At 70.1% G+C, this 14,614-nt stretch carries 9 protein-coding genes and 3 pseudogenes; 9 read left to right on the forward strand and 3 right to left on the reverse strand.

Annotation, left to right across the window (positions count from 1 at the left end):
• Positions 1–182 precede the first annotated feature (182 nt).
• Positions 183–1,457 (reverse strand): DUF1266 domain-containing protein, encoded by a 1,275-nt coding sequence (locus OHA91_RS34415; RefSeq protein ID WP_328740655.1) that lies wholly within the window; start codon positions 1,455–1,457, stop codon positions 183–185.
• 208 nt (positions 1,458–1,665) lie between these two features.
• On the opposite strand from OHA91_RS34415, the gene OHA91_RS34420 reads away from it, so the two are divergent.
• The 4 genes from OHA91_RS34420 to OHA91_RS34435 all read left to right on the forward strand — a co-directional run bounded on the left by OHA91_RS34420 (position 1,666) and on the right by OHA91_RS34435 (position 6,450).
• Positions 1,666–2,220 carry a hypothetical protein gene (locus tag OHA91_RS34420; RefSeq protein ID WP_266504211.1) on the forward strand — a complete coding sequence of 185 codons (555 nt, stop codon included), beginning with the start codon at positions 1,666–1,668 and terminating at the stop codon, positions 2,218–2,220.
• A gap of 464 nt (positions 2,221–2,684) precedes the next feature.
• Positions 2,685–4,856, forward strand: coding sequence for a pentapeptide repeat-containing protein (locus tag OHA91_RS34425; RefSeq protein ID WP_328740656.1), 2,172 nt, complete (start codon positions 2,685–2,687; stop codon positions 4,854–4,856).
• Positions 4,857–5,452: 596 nt separating this feature from the next.
• Positions 5,453–6,088 carry a VOC family protein gene (locus tag OHA91_RS34430; RefSeq protein ID WP_031157260.1) on the forward strand — a complete coding sequence of 212 codons (636 nt, stop codon included), beginning with the start codon at positions 5,453–5,455 and terminating at the stop codon, positions 6,086–6,088.
• Positions 6,089–6,177: 89 nt separating this feature from the next.
• Positions 6,178–6,450, forward strand: a complete 273-nt coding sequence (locus tag OHA91_RS34435) for a hypothetical protein (protein WP_266504220.1) — start codon at positions 6,178–6,180, stop codon at positions 6,448–6,450.
• 602 nt (positions 6,451–7,052) lie between these two features.
• Here OHA91_RS34435 and OHA91_RS34440 read toward each other — a convergent pair.
• Complete coding sequence (locus OHA91_RS34440; protein ID WP_158714891.1) at positions 7,053–7,781, reverse strand: hypothetical protein; 729 nt, start codon at positions 7,779–7,781, stop codon at positions 7,053–7,055.
• A 420-nt stretch (positions 7,782–8,201) separates the two neighbouring features.
• Here OHA91_RS34440 and OHA91_RS40050 point away from each other — a divergent pair.
• Positions 8,202–9,872 (forward strand): annotated as a pseudogene (locus tag OHA91_RS40050) (sugar-binding protein); the annotation flags it as partial.
• A gap of 498 nt (positions 9,873–10,370) precedes the next feature.
• On the opposite strand, the pseudogene OHA91_RS39950 reads toward OHA91_RS40050, so the two are convergent.
• Positions 10,371–10,604, reverse strand: a pseudogene (locus tag OHA91_RS39950) (hypothetical protein); the annotation flags it as partial.
• 768 nt (positions 10,605–11,372) lie between these two features.
• Between OHA91_RS39950 and OHA91_RS34460 the strand changes: the two are divergent.
• The 4 genes and pseudogenes from OHA91_RS34460 (at position 11,373) to istA (ending at position 14,613) form a co-directional block, all read left to right on the forward strand.
• A complete protein-coding gene (locus OHA91_RS34460) occupies positions 11,373–11,813 on the forward strand; it encodes a hypothetical protein (protein ID WP_328740658.1) in 441 nt (146 codons plus the stop codon).
• 96 nt (positions 11,814–11,909) lie between these two features.
• Positions 11,910–12,335, forward strand: coding sequence for an Imm49 family immunity protein (locus tag OHA91_RS34465; protein WP_328741199.1), 426 nt, complete (start codon positions 11,910–11,912; stop codon positions 12,333–12,335).
• Positions 12,336–13,065: 730 nt separating this feature from the next.
• Entirely contained in the window at positions 13,066–13,269 is a 204-nt protein-coding gene (locus tag OHA91_RS34470; RefSeq protein ID WP_328740660.1) for a hypothetical protein, read from the forward strand.
• A 91-nt stretch (positions 13,270–13,360) separates the two neighbouring features.
• Positions 13,361–14,613: pseudogene (gene istA, locus OHA91_RS34475) on the forward strand (IS21 family transposase).
• Position 14,614: the final 1 nt, after the last annotated feature.

The raw sequence follows: 14,614 nt of genomic DNA on the forward strand, positions 1-14,614 counted from the left end.
AGGCCCCGATGCACGCGGAGGCCGTCGACTGCGTCGTCCCTGCGGGCCGTCAGGCGGTGCGCCCGCCCCCGACGCAGGCGGGTCCGGCCCGGACGCCGCACCGGGACCCGTACCTCCTGGCCGGCTGCCCGGGCAGCCGGCCAGGAGGTACGGGGCCGGCCACCCGCTGCCCGGCGGGATCCTCACGTCCAGTCGAGCGTGCGCCACGGGCTGGCCGGGTCCGTGGTCAGGGCGCGGTGGGTCGCGAGGACCGTCTCGTACCACTCGCCGAACTCCTCCTCGTCGAAGTGGAGGCAGCGGCCCAGGACGTAGGCGGCCGAGAAGTCCTCCCACGAGCGGTAGTTGAGCTGGACGAGACGCCCGGCCCGCACCACGGCCGCCTCCGCCTCCTGCAGGGAGCACAGGCGGGCGGCCAGTCCCCAGCGGGCCATGCCGGAGGCCCGGCCGTAGTCCCAGGCCTCGACGCTCCGGACGAAGCCCCCCTCGGGCAGCAGGCCGTCGGCGCGGAACCGCGCCTCGTAGCGGGCGATGCGGCCGACCAGCCGCTGAAGGCCGGTCACTTGGCCCTCCAGCTCCGCATCGGTGACGGCGCGGCCCGGGGTGACGCCGTCCGCGGTCACGCGGGGTTCGGCGGCGGCCTCGGCACGTCGGCGCACGACATTCTCCGTGGCCTGGCGCCAATGGTCGACGTCGACGGGGCCCGCGAAGTCCAGGGCCATGGACCGGCGAAGCTGCAGGGCGAACTCCCATACCCCGCTGACCATCCCGGCGCGCAGCAGCTGTTCCTGCGTCTCCTGCCAGTCCTCGCGGGTGGTGACGCCCCACCAGCGTTCCAGCGTGCGCTTCTCTTCTCGGTAGCCGCAGCCGTGGTAGGCCATCGAATTCCAGTAGCGCCCGTTGCGCACGTTGATGTGCGCGCCGACCGCGAGACCGAAGGCGACGGTGCCGGTGCGGGGGCCGCCCACCTCCAGGGTGTGGACGACGTCCTGCGCCAGCCCCGGCCGTTCGACCGGGGCGGAGTGGCGCTGCCACAGGGCGCGGCCCTCCGGCCCGGCCGGCAGGACGCCCTCGCAGGGGCTGCCGGGGTTGACGACGAGGTAGGGCGGATCGTTCTCGTTCCAGACCTCCGCGAACCAGCCCAGGTCGTAGCAGTTGTAGACCGGGTCGGCGACGGGCGGCGGCAGCATGCCGCCGGTGTAGACGGCCAGGCACACGGTCTGGGTCTGCGGGTTCCAGTAGGGGTGGAAGCGGGTGTTGCCCGCGTTCGCGTCGACGTACGCCCGCGACTGCATCATGTACAGGTCGGCCCGGGCGACGAGGTCGTAGTACGCGGGCCAGTCGCCGCGCGCCTTCGCCTCGTACAGCCCCCGCTCGACCGCGCTCGGCGCCTGCCAGCCCCGCGCCGATGCCGTCGGACCGGGCAGGACTCCTTCCCCGTGACCTGCTGTCAAAGTCATGGGCAAACCCTAAGGGCTGGTCCGGTCCGGCAAGGCCGACCTCCTGTCAGGCCCTTCGAGAGGCCTTCAACATGACCAGAAGGTGAAAGGAATTTTCGGCGGTTTCGCTGTTGAGTCGTGTTGGTGCTGGGCCGGGCGTGGTGGTGCGTGTTTGTCTTGCCGCGCTCTCGGTTTCGAGGGATTCGTACATCGAGTCACGGAGTTGTGGATGCGACGCCTTGGTGTCATTTCGGCTGCCGTTGCCTTTGCTTCGGCTGTGGTGTTGTCGTCGCCCGCGGTGGCGGACATGCTGGTTCCGCTGGACCAGCCTGGCACGGTGGTGTTCAACAACGGCTCCGGGAACGTGACGAACATCGGTGACGGGAACAGCGCGGCGGGCCGGGACAACCTGGTCGGGAGCGGACATGTGGCGGGTGCGGGACACCTGGTGGGCCTGACCGCCGTGAGCAACAACTGGGTCGTGCGGAACAACCTCGACGTGTCTTTGACCCTGGCGTCCGTATCCGGTGTCGCCGGCTCCCCGGCTGTCAATTCGGTGATCCCCGCAGGAGGCACCAGCGGCAGATTCACGCTCATCCCTGGAACCACCGGTGTTGCCGTGTTCCGACAGACTGACAACGCCGCGTTCCAAGTGACAGTGAACTTCGGAAACAACAACAGCGCCGCTTGCGTTGAAAACAACTTCCCCCAGGGCGTCAGCTGCCCCAGCACGTACGGCACGATCTCCATCCCCAACACGCTCAGCATCAACCCGGGGAGTTGATGCAGGGCTCCGGCGTGGCGGCGTCAGCGCCGGGGGTCAACCTTCGCCCGCGCATGTCACACGGGGTGCCGAACGCGGTTCTTCCGTCGCGGGGCGAGGGCTGGCCGCGGCTATGGTCGGGCGCAGTCCGCGCCGATAGGGCGTGCGCGGGCGAGGCCCGGTGACCAGAGCGCTCTGGCGGCAGTAGCACCGGGCCGCCCCACCACCTGCCCGACCGCCTGGCCCTGTCCGACATCGACCTGCCGGAGTGGTCCCGTCCGGCAGACACCGGCGGGGCGGCAGCCAACGTACTTCACCCAGCGCCGCACGCCCGCCGGAGCGCCACTGGCGCGCCGGGAAGCCGGCCGCGGTCCTTGCAATCACCCACGCCCGCTTGATCTCTTCTCCTGGGGGCCACGACCTTGCCGAACCCGGATCCGCCGCCCTGGCCGCACTGCGCCGTCGGAGCAGGCCCGGACGATCCCGTGGGCTGTCGTGGCCTCATCGTCGCCCCGTACGACGCCTGCCTGACCCACCTGCCAGAACCCTCCCGCGCGACGTACCTGGCACGCCTGGCCCCGGACAGCGAGATCGATCACTCCGGCACCACCTTCACCGGTGATCTGCTGCAGCGGCTGCTCCGCGCGCTCGGCGACCCGAACAGCGGGCAACTGCTGGTCAGCCATGCTCGCTTCGAAGCCGCCACGTTCTCCGATACGGCTGGCTTCGGCGGAGTGGCCTTCACGGACGTCTGGTTCGACGGGGCGGTGTTCTCCGGCGACGCCGTCTTCCGCGGGGCATCGTTCGCCGGTAACGCCGGGTTCAGGAGCGCGACGTTCGAAGGCAGCGCCGGATTCAGCAAGGCGGTGTTCTCCCGTGCTGCGGACTTCGGCGGGGCGGTCTTCGCCCTTGACGCCCGCTTCGACAACGCGGCCTTCGCCGACGCTGCGTTCATGGGGGCGGCCTTCTCCGGCGACGCATGGTTCGGAGCGGCCACATTCTCCCGCGACGCCCATTTCGACCATGCCACGTTCGCGGAAGCCAGCTTCCGTCGTGCGAGGTTCTCCGGGAACGCCGGGTTCGGCGGAGCGGCCTTCTCCGGCAGGGCTCTCTTCGACAACGCGGTGTTCTCCGGCGGCGCCAGCCTGCGCGGGGCGGTGTTCTCCGGTGATGCCGCATTCGGCGGAGCTCACTTCGTCGGCGACACCCGTTTCGGCGCGGCGACGTTCTCCCGCAGCGCCGACTTCCGTGGCGTGACGTTCGCCGGCGACGCCTGGTTCGGCGTGGTGACCTTCTCCGGCAGCGTCCGGTTCAGCTCGGCGACACTCGCCGGAAACGCCCGCTTCGACGCTACGACGTTCTCCGGGAAGGCGGCATTCCACGGGACGACGTTCTCCGGCGACGCTCGCTTCGTCGGGGCGGAGTTCTCGGACAGCGCCGACTTCAGCGGGGCGATCTGCTCCGGTGAGGCGGCCTTCAGCGGGGCGACCTTCTCCGGCGACGCCGTCTTCGGCGCGGCGACGTTCTCCGCCGGGGCCCTCTTCAACGGCGCGACCTTCAAGTCCCTTTCACAACTGGGCCCGTTGGCCTGCCAGGGGCAGCTGGATCTCTCAGGCGCGCACTTCGGCCGTCCGGTGACCATCGAGGCGGCAACGGCCTTCCTCACATGTGTCAGGACCCGCTGGGACTCCACGGCCACGCTGCGTCTGCGCTACGCGACCGTGGATCTCACAGACGCCGTCATGGAGTACCCGCTGAGCGTGGCGACGCGGCCGTCTGACTTCACGTACGAGCGGCGACCGGTCGATGAGTCCGGTCTGGCCGGCGCGGACCCGAGCGCCCGGATCACCTCGCTGAGCGGTGTGGATGCGGCGCACCTGGCGCTGACCGACGTCGACTTGTCCGCCTGCCGATTCACCGGCACCTTCCACCTCGACCAGCTCCGCCTCGAAGGCCGCTGCGACTTCGCGGCCGCCCCCGCCGGCCTCCACCGGCACGGAGCCTTTCCGGTCCGCTGGACACAGCGCCGTACCCTCGCAGAGGAACACCACTGGCGCGCTGCCACCGGCTCGACCGCCTGGACACCCGCACCTTCCGGGACGCCCACCCAACAGCCTGCCGCCCTCGCCCCCGTGTACCGCCAGCTGCGGAAGTCCTTCGAGGATGCCAAGAACGAACCCGACGCAGCAGACTTCTACTACGGTGAGATGGACATGCGCCGCCACGACGGCGACCGTCCCCGATCTGAGCGCGCGCTGCTGACACTGTACTGGGCCGTATCCGGCTACGGTTTGCGTGCTTCCAGGGCCCTTGGCTGGCTCGTGGCAGCCATGGCCGCCACCGTCCTGATCATGATGCTGTGGGGCATTCCCGAGCCCGCCCCACTGACCGTGACAACCGGCCACCTGACCGGGCAGAACATCTCACTGGCCACGGAAAACCCCACCCCCGTGAACCCTTCCGGCCCTCTGCCCTCCCGCCTGACCCCCCAGCGCTGGGAGAAGTCCCTGCGGATCGTCGTGAACTCGGTCGTCTTCCGCGCCTCCGGCCAGAACCTCACCACAACCGGCACCTACGCCGAGATGGCATCCCGTCTCACCGAGCCCGCGCTGCTGGGGCTTGCGGTGCTCGCCGTTCGTGGCCGAGTCAAGCGATAGCCGAGCGCCGACGGAGACCCGGCCGATGCCCACGGCTGCCGTCCCCGCCCACCGCGTGGACGCGGCACCGGAGGTCGATAGCGGCCGCTCGGTCAACCTGTCGAAGGCATCTGGTGGCCGCTCACCCTGTCCCAGGCCGCCCTCTACCTCGTGGACACCCACCTGGACGCCGCCGGCTGCCGCGCCCGGCTCGCTGACCGCGCACGACAACTCGCCGAGCTGCTTCCCGAGCCTGGCAGCGCTGGCCGGGCATCCCGCCAGGCTTTTCGAAGAGTCCTTGTTCGAGGACTGGCATGCGAACGCGGAGGATCCCTCTGCCAACGGCTCCGAGGCCGAAACCGTGAGTGGGCGGCGGCGCTGGAGGAGTCCCGCCGGACTCTCCTTCTTGCCGGGCTGTACGAGGTTGTCCAGGACTGACGGGGCCGCCTCTCCCGTGCGCCGTCGGTCGACTCGCTCGTCGCCTCCGGTGACGACGACGGCAAGTTCACCAACGTGGCGGAGCTGAGGGGAAGGTGCCGGTGACCGGACAGCCTACGCGGCCGGGGCGGCGGGCGTGGCGTCGGCATTTGTGCGGGTTGTCGGGTGATGATGGCGCGGTGCGACTTGATCACGTGTCCTATGCGGTGGCCCGCGACAGCTTCGTCTCGACCGTCCAGTGGATCGGGTCGGCCCTCGGCGCCGGGTTCGTCGACGGGGGAGTGCACCCGCGATTCGGCACCCGCAATTTCATTCTGCCGCTGAGCGGCGGCACCTACGTCGAGGTCGTCACCACACTCGACCACCCCGCCGCCGACCGCGCACCCTTCGGCCAGGCGGTCGCGCGCCGCGCCGCCGAGGGCGGCGGCTGGCTCGGTTGGGTCGTCTCCGTCGACGACATCGCCCCGGTCGAGGCCCGCCTCGGCCGCACCTCGGCCGAGGGGCACCGTGTCCGCCCCGACGGGTTCGACCTGAGGTGGAAGCAGATCGGCCTGCTGGAACTGCTGGAAGACCCGCAACTTCCCTACTTTCTGCAGTGGTTGGTGCCCACCGAGGAGCGCCCGAGCGCTGGCCCGCGCACCTCCACCACCATCCACGGGGTCTCCATCGCCGGCGACGCCGCATCCATCGCCGAATTCCTCGGCGAACCGGCCGACCACCCCCTCGACCAGATCGACGTCACCTGGGTCGAGGATGAGGAACCGGGCCTGGTCTCGGTCGAGTTCGCCACCGCCCGCGGCCCGGTCACGATCTGACCAGGGCCCGACTCCCGCCCTGCGGGAGCGGCCCGCGGGGGTCTCGTGGCCAAAGGGCGTTGCATAAGGCACCGCGCCGTGGCGAGGCTGTGCATGACGGCGACGGCCCGGACGGCCTGGTGGAGGCCGTCTCCTTTCTGGCGGTCGCGGACCCGCTGGTGTTCGGCGTTGCCCTCCTCCTGGCCGCGCAGGAGGGGCCGTCCGGCCCTTCTGTGGTGCGGGACGATCAGGCCGGTGCCGAAGTAGGCGCCGTCCGCGATCACTGCCGTCCCCGCGGCCGCTGTGGGCAGGCCCGACTCCCGCCAGACGTGGGCGTCGCCCTTGTCACCGGCGCCGGCCGGGCCGATGCGATCATCGGGTAGGAGGCATGAGCTGCACGTTCGCCGAGAACCGGTAGTTGTTCGACGAGGCACCGACCGTGCGGTCGCGGACCGGGGTCAAGATGCCGTCCACGTCCACAGCCGGCCGGTGCCTGTCACCTGGCCGAGGGGTCGGCCCCAGCGCCCGCAGCGGACGCAGCCGCCGGATGCTCCGGCAGACGGCGGCCCGGGGAGATCCCGAAGAAGCCTCGCCATGGTGCGGTGAAACAGCAGGTCAAGCACCACCTCGGCCTACCCGGGCAGGACCACACAGGAAGGCTGTGAGGGGCTGACCAACTCGCCCTCGGCATCGCGCCGGACCAAGCCGAGGCTCCGGCCACGCTCTCGGCGGCTCTTATCCAGGAAAGTAGTAAAGGGCGACCACCGGATGGACTTCACCGCGAAGGCGGTCGACAGATGGCCGACCACGCCATGCGCCGAATGTACGGCTGAGCGCGCCGATATTCCCGCCTTTGTCGAGGGGCAGGAATATCGGCAGGCAATCAGGAGCCGCTGTACATTTCGGCACCATCAGTCGCGGCCGGTTGCATCATGTGCGGCGGATCATTTACCGGTCAAGGGTGAAGGTGGGAATTCGGGGCGTTCTACTCCTCCTTCAGGTAGCCGCCGACGAAGCCGCGGTAGTCGCCCCAGACACGCTCACGCATGGTCCAGGAGCTGCCCCAGCAGTCCGCCTTCCAGGTGGTCTCGCTCTGGGCGTTGTCGGCCGGCGGGGAGGAGATCCACTCCTTCACCGGGCTGTTGTCGAAGTCGCAGCCCGGCACGTAGAGGTAGTGGGCGGCGCTGCCCGGGTACACCTTCCTGGTGTCCTTGCCCTTGACCTGGTAGTTGGTGCGGACCGTGACGCGCGCGACCTTCACGCCGAGGAACTTGTCGGTGACCGAGTACGAGGCCCACATGTCGCGGTAGCCCGACGCCCGCAGTGCCGAGGTCGAGTTGGGGGACGCCAGGTCCTCATCGCCGGCGGCCTCGCGCTCCTGGACGACGTCGCCGGCCGCGAGCGTCCTCCGGGTGACGCCCGGAGCCGCGGACTCGCCCGAATCGAGGAGCTGCTTGATCAGGGCGCGGTCCTCGATCAGGTCGAGGAACCGCTTCTTCTCGGCGGCCGAAAGGGCCGCGAAACCGTCGGCGGTCTCCTTGGCCTGCTCGTCCCCCTTGGCCACCTTCGTCGCGAGGTAGGCCTGATACTTCGCGACGCGGGCAGCCTGCGTGGCCGGGTTGCCGTCGGCCTGGGCCGAACCGGGCAGCAGCGCCAGGGTCACACCCGCGAGAACGACAGTGGGGACGAAGCTTTTCCTGATTGCGGAACGCATGCTGAATTCTCTCTCTTGACTTTCGTGCCACCTGGTTGAATTCGGGCAGAAAGGGAGGAGTGCACGCATGCGCACCCTGTCATCCCCCCGCCCCCCGCATTGCGCGACCGGCTCTTTGCTCCCCAGCCGGCCGCGCAGCACAAAGACTGCACGGGGCGGCCGCGGGGCGTCAATCGATCCTCAATTATTTGAGCATCATCTGAGTTAAGGGGGTCCGGGAAGCCGGCTTTTGATTCGGAATTAAAGAATCCGCCAATTCGGAACTTGCTATTCCGTGAAGCTGGGCAGCCCGATGATATGGAATTACCGCTTTTTCCGACCGGTCCCCTGCGCCCGCATGTGCTCCACCCGCCCGCCTCGCCCGATGTGCCCCTGTACGCGAGTGAGCCGCCCCCGGCCGCCGGGGGCGGCGGCCGACTGCGCCGCTCCGAGGCCGACCCCTGGGTCCAGATTCCGCCGGGGCACGTCACCAACGGCGGCACGCCGCTCACTGCCTGGCTCGTGTCCATGACCTCGGGGCGCACCCCCGCGCTGGTATGGAACACCACCGACACGGTCGACCCGGACGGCAGCGTCCAGATCAGGGCCGACTTCACCGGCCCGGCGGGTGCCACCGGCGCCACCCAGCCCCTTGCCGTGGTCGTCGACCGCAACGCGAGCGGCGCCGCCACAGTCCGGTCGGTCCGGGCACGCTGAACCTGCTGACCGGCGACTTCGAGGTGTCGGCCACCGACGTCTCCGCCTTCGGCATGTCCGTCTCCCGCACCACCTCCTCGCGCGACCCGCACAAGGGCGCCAAGCAGGAGGGCCAGGCCGCGATCTTCGGCGAGGAGTGGGCCTCCGGCACGGCGGCCGAGATCGTCCAGTCCGACTACTCGCACATCGCGCGGGTCTCGGACACGGCCGTGGACGTCGTGACCACCTCGGGTGGCGCGCTGCACTTCACCGCCAACGCGACACGCAACGGCTGGGTCTCCGAGCCCGGCGCCGGCACAATGACCCTGACCGGAAGTGTCAGCGGCTCGTTCACGCTGACCGACGACGGTGGCACGGTCACCGAGCCCCCCGGGGCGACCCGGCGATGACCACCTGGCAGGTCTCCAGCACCCAGGTCGGCGGAGTCGACAACTCGACCACCACCGTGGTGTCGGAAGCGGTCACCGCAGACACCAAACTGGCCCGCCCCAAGCGGGTCATCGCCCCGACGTCCGCCCCGACCGCCTCGGCCTGCGCCACCACCCCGCAGACCAAGGGATGCCGCTCGCTGGAGTTCGTCTACGCGACCGCCACCACCGCCAACGGATACAGCACCTCCGCCGACTTCGCCGGCCAGGTCAAGGAGATCCGGCTGTGGTCCACCGAGCCCGGCGCCGCGAACGCCACCTCGAAGGCGGTCTCCACCTACCGCTACGACGCCGGCGGCAACCTTCGCCAGCAGTGGGACCCCAACCTGGCGCAGAGCACCCAGGCGCAGTACGGCTACGACACCGCGGACCGCGTCAACCGGCTGCAGGCCAAGTCCGAACTGCCCTCGTCGTTCACGTACGGCCAGGCGGGATCCTCGCCCACCGCCGGTGACAGCATGCTCCTCAAGTCCTCGCGGTCCGGCCTGAAGCCGGGCACGGCGGGCGAGGAGCAGGGCACCTCGGCCACCAGCGTGGTCTACGGCGTCCCGCTCACCGGCGGCGCGGCCCCGTACCCGATGGGCACGGCCGACGCGAAGCCCTGGGGGCAGACCGGCGCACCCACCGACGCGACCGCCCTGTTGCCCGCCGACGCGCTCCCCCTCGTCCCACTCCGGTTCGGCACTCGCCGCCTAGGCCTACACCCGGGCGGCGACCACCTACCTGGGCGCCTCCGGCCGGCCCGTCAACAGCGCGTCGCCCGGCGGACACATCACCACCACCCAGTACGACCAGTACGGCAACACCGTCCGCGAGCTCTCGGCCGCCAACCGGGCCCTGGCCCTGGGCGCGAGCCCCGCGGTCCAGGCCGCACAGGCCAACCTGGGCATCGGCCAGCTGACCAGTGCCGAGCGCCCACCAGCTGAGCACGACGACCACGTTCGACGCGGCCGGACCGCGGCAGCTGGGCAAGATCGCCGGGCAGCCCAACTGCTGGGCGAGCGCACGGGCGAGGGTGGTCTTCCCTGTGGCGGGAGGGCCGCTGACTACGACGAGGGTCGGGCGGTTTTACATGGGCTGCACTCCGATGCAGGCCATCACGACTGGGCAGGGGGGAGATCAGGGGCGCGCCTGGCGGCTTGTGGAGCTGGAAGGCGATGAACCCGGGCTGGTGGGCCAGTTTCTCGTACTCGGTCGCGTGGCGGCGGGTCATCGAATGGGCGGGTCGGCGTTCGATGAGGCGGTCGACGGCGAGGCCCGCGGCGCTGAACTCGTCGAACCATGCCTGGAGGGGCTGACGCCAGTAGCGGTGGGTCATGCTGCCGGACCGGGATTCCTCCACGTGGCGGGCGTCGAAGTAGCTGCCGCCGTCTGCGAGCCAGTCCGCGGTGGGGTGGCTGGTGGAGATGATGATCCTCCCACCGGGCCGTAGGAGGCGTGCGATCTCGGTCAGGGCGCGGAAGCGGTCGTGGGCATAGCGGAGGACCAGGGCGAGCAGGACGATGTCGAAGCTGGCGCCGGCGGCCCAGGTGAGGGGCTCGTCGAGGTCATGCTGTCGGATCTGGGCGAGCGAACCGAGGCGCTCGCGGGCGAGGCGCCCACCATGTCCGCGCTCTGGTCGATGTCGACAGTGTCGGCTCCGCGCGCGGCGAGCTCGGAGAGGTACGGGCCGGGGCCGCAGCCGCCGTCCAGGATGCACACGCCGTTCACGTCGCCAAGGAGACCGAGGACGGTGGGGCGGTCGTAGTGCGCGTTGTAAGGGCTGACGGGGGCCTCGCGGGCAAAGGCGTCGGCGAAGCCGTCGTACGGTGCGTCAGCAGGGTGCATGCACGGCTCCCTTCAACGGAATAGCGGCCTCCGGACTCTGCCCGGTCCGGGAGTCGAGGCCGTGGGGGAGTAGACGGCCGAGGAGCGCCTGGTCGGGCAGGCGGTGTGTGGTAAACGTGGCGTGCAGGCTGCGGACGGCGTGTTCGTAGACGTGAGCCGGGGCGGTCAGGCCCACGGCGATGTGGCCATCGAGTCGCTGGTCGAAGTCGCGGAACCACTGCCGGTACTCCTCCGCGAGCCTCCGACGGCTGGCTGGCGCCGGTAGAAGGTGTCCCGGGCGAGGGTGAAGGGGTCGGGAACCGATCCCACATACGAGTCCTGGCCCGCGTAGAGAACACCTTCGCCCGTATGAAGAGGCGTCTTGAATCGGCACCGCCGCCCGTCCGCGGGCTGCCATGCGTGCTGGATCCAGGTGTACCGGCCCTCTCGCGAGCTGGGCCAGACCTCCAGCTCCGGCACCGGCCGGCTCGCCGCCCTCCCGCAGGTCGGCCGGCGACCGGCGACGACCTGTCCGAACAGCACCGCTGGTTCGCCAAGAAGCATCCGGACCTCCGCATGCGGCCGCCCCACCCGTTCGTCAAAGACAATGGGCTGACGAGCAGTCATTGATCTCCAGGCGCTGCCGGGGCACGATGCAGGAATGACCGACCAGCGCTGCGACCACGGACTGATAGTCGGCCAGTGCGGGCACTGCAAGCCGGTGCCGCACGGGCTCACCGCCAACGTCTGGACCACCCGCGGCGGCTCCGTCTTCCACCGGACGGTCGCCTGCGAAGCTCTCGCCGACGGCCAATCGCGCGCCGCACGTTTCGGCCGGGAAGTTCACCAGCCCACCCGTACCGCACTCGCCGACGCCATGGCCCAGGGCCGCGGCGCCTGCATCCCCTGCTTCCCCGCCTACAGGCCGTCCCGCACCGCCAAGCCCTGCCTGGTCCGTGAGAACGGCCGGTGGCTGCCCGGCCTGCTCACCGAGTGGCGGCGCGGCGGGGACGGTCGGTGGAGTGGCGTGGTCTCGTACACCGCCGACGGCGATCAGGCCACCGTCCTCAAGGATCAGGACGACTTACGTCCCGCCCCTTGATCCCGCCCGCAGCCCCAGCAAGCCTGGCCGTCGTCCTCGGCCCCGGGGGCTACGCCGCCCTTCACCCACACTGCCGCACCCGCACTCCACAACAACCTGCCCCACGCCCGCCGGGACTCCGCCTCTCAGCCGGCCGACCTCGCACACATGGACGCCCTGTGCGGCTACTTGGCCCCGGCCCGCGGTCACCTGCCCCGGGACTGGCCACGAGTGACGTTGACCAAGCCGTCGACGGACGCGCGCCTCGACGCTGCCCTGGCCCTGGACGCCGCCCACGCGGTGAGCCCCGATCAGCGGCTGCTGCGCGTCCTGCTCCGCGACGATCAGACCGCCTTCGAAAGGGCCTTGGACGAACGCCTGGCGCAGCACCGAGCCGGCGTCGGCGGGGATCCCGCGCCCGGAAGCCTCCTCCCCCTGGGCGCGATCGCCTTGGCCGCACTCGCCGTGCAGGTTCATGGCTGGGACCTGCAGGGCAGGTCCGCATACCTTCCCGCCGCGCTGCTGAAGGCCTTGTCAGGCTGAGCGGTTCTCGAGGTGTTTCCCAGCTCAGGACGTGTTCAGCCGCGGTCACCCAGCAGCCCGCTCCACGCCGGGCCAGGCGAGGGCTGCGAGTTGCGCCTGGTCGAGATTGTCGCTGCGATCTCTCGGCACCCTGAATGTCTGGATCACGGGTTGGCGTGGCAGCGGGATACGTGCGCCATGTGGGTGATGGTTAATCATGTCTGCCTGTACGAACAGCTGCTGGTGAGATGAGGAAGCTGCTATGAGCACGGGAAGATGGCTGTGGGTCTGCCTACAGCGCTACGTCATGACCGGGGCTCTCGGCTGGGTGGCCGCGGCGCTGATACTGCCGGTTCTGGGCGACGATCCCTTCTGGGCGTCGTTCGGCGCGGGGCTGGGAGTGGGGCTGATCGGGGTGCCGCTCCTGACGACCGTGACCATGTTCGTCCGTCCTGCTGGCCGGTCGGCGGTTCGAGCCGCCGACCGGCGGTCCCTCGCGGATCCGGGGCGGCTGGCTGATCGTGCTGCCTCTGGTCCTGCTGCTGCCCGTGGCCCTGCTCGTGCCACTGCAGTATCTGATCGTGCTCGGCGCGCAGTTCGTGTACCTGGGGTGGGTGCTGCCCTGCCAGGACGCCCGCGACACGGCGGAGGTGCTGCGCTCACTCGCCGACCCGGCCGTCCCTGCGGAGCAGCGGGCCCGGATGGCGCGGGCGGTCGCGGGACTGCGGACAGGGTTGTTGTCGAAGCCCTGGTGCAGACCTCGGCCGACGCAGAGCCGGAGGTCGCCGAAGCGGGTCTGGAGACCCTCTGCACCATCTGGCGGCGCGACGGAGTCGTCGGCGAGGACCTGCTGCTGAAGCTCGACCCGCGGGCCCAGGGCCGGGTCCGGGCCCTCCGGCGTCAGGGTGCGGAGCCCTTGGTGAGAACGGCAGCGATCGGCTTCGACGCTCCGTGAAACGACTCACGTAGGCTTCCCGTGTCGCTGCTGCGTGAAAACTGACCCCCTGGCAGTCTCCGAATCTTGACCCCCTCCGGACTCTTGGAGGGTGCTGAACGTGGAGGACTGGGCAGAGATACGCCGGCTGCATCGAGCGGAAGGTGTGCCCATCAAGGAGATCTCGCGGCGACTGGGGGTGGCCCGCAACACGGTGCGGGCCGCGTTGTCCTCAGAGCGACCGCCTAAGTACCAGCGGACACTTCGGGGATCGGTCGTCGACCCGTTCGAACCGCAGATCCGCGTCCTGCTGAACGAGTGGCCGCGGATGCCGGCACCGGTCATCGCCGAGCGGATCGGCTGGCCGTACTCGTTGCCGCCGCTGCGGAAGCGGCTGGCGGTGATCCGGCCGGAGTACGTCGGCATCGACCCGGTCGACCGAGTGACCTACGAGCCCGGCGAGATCGCCAAGTGCGATCTGTGGTTCCCCGAGACGAAGGTGCGAGTCGCTGCCGGACAGGAACGGGTCCTGCCCGTGCTGGTGATGTCGCTCGGGTTCTCCCGCTTCATGACTGCGACGATGATTCCGACCCGCCAGGCCGGCGACATCCTCTCGGGCATGTGGTCACTGATCAGCGGCATCGGCAGGGTCACGAAGACACCCGTCTGGGACCGCGAGTCCGCGATCGGCGGGACCGGGCGGGTGACCGCTCCCGCGGCGGCGTTAGCTGGAGGCTTGCCACCAAGATCAAGCTGGCGCCGCCCCGCGACCCGGAATACAAGGGAATCGTTGAACGCAACAACCAGTACCTGGAGACCTCGTTCCTCCCCGGCCGGCAGTTCGCCTCCCCGGCCGACTTCAATCACCAGCTGGGCGACTGGCTGATCAGGGCTAACGCGCGGACAGTCCGCTCGATCCAGGGCCGCCCGGTCGACCTGCTGGAGACCGACTACCTGTCGATGTTGCCGCTACCGCCGATCACCCCGCCCATCGGGCTGAACCACCGGATCCGGCTGAGCCGTGACTACTACGTCCGCGTCGACACCGTCGACTACTCGGTCGACCCGCAGGTCATCGGCCGCTTCGTCGACATCACCGCCTCCCCGCAGGAGGTCAGGGTCCTCTGCGAGGGCCAGCTCGTCGCCCGACACGCCAGGTCCTGGGCCAAGCAGGGCGTGGTCACCGACCCGGTCCACGTTGCAACCGCCGCCCGACTACGTCAGGCCCTGGCGTTCGACCGCGAAAGACGTGCGGCAGCCACCCGCCAGCACGCCGACGGCCACAGCGTCGCGCTGCGGGCCCTGCCGGACTACGACGCCCTGTTCGGCGTCGACTTCAACCCGCCGTCCACGAAAGCGAAGTGAC

It is taken from the genome of Streptomyces erythrochromogenes, from assembly GCF_036170895.1.
GTDB lineage: Bacteria > Actinomycetota > Actinomycetes > Streptomycetales > Streptomycetaceae > Streptomyces > Streptomyces erythrochromogenes.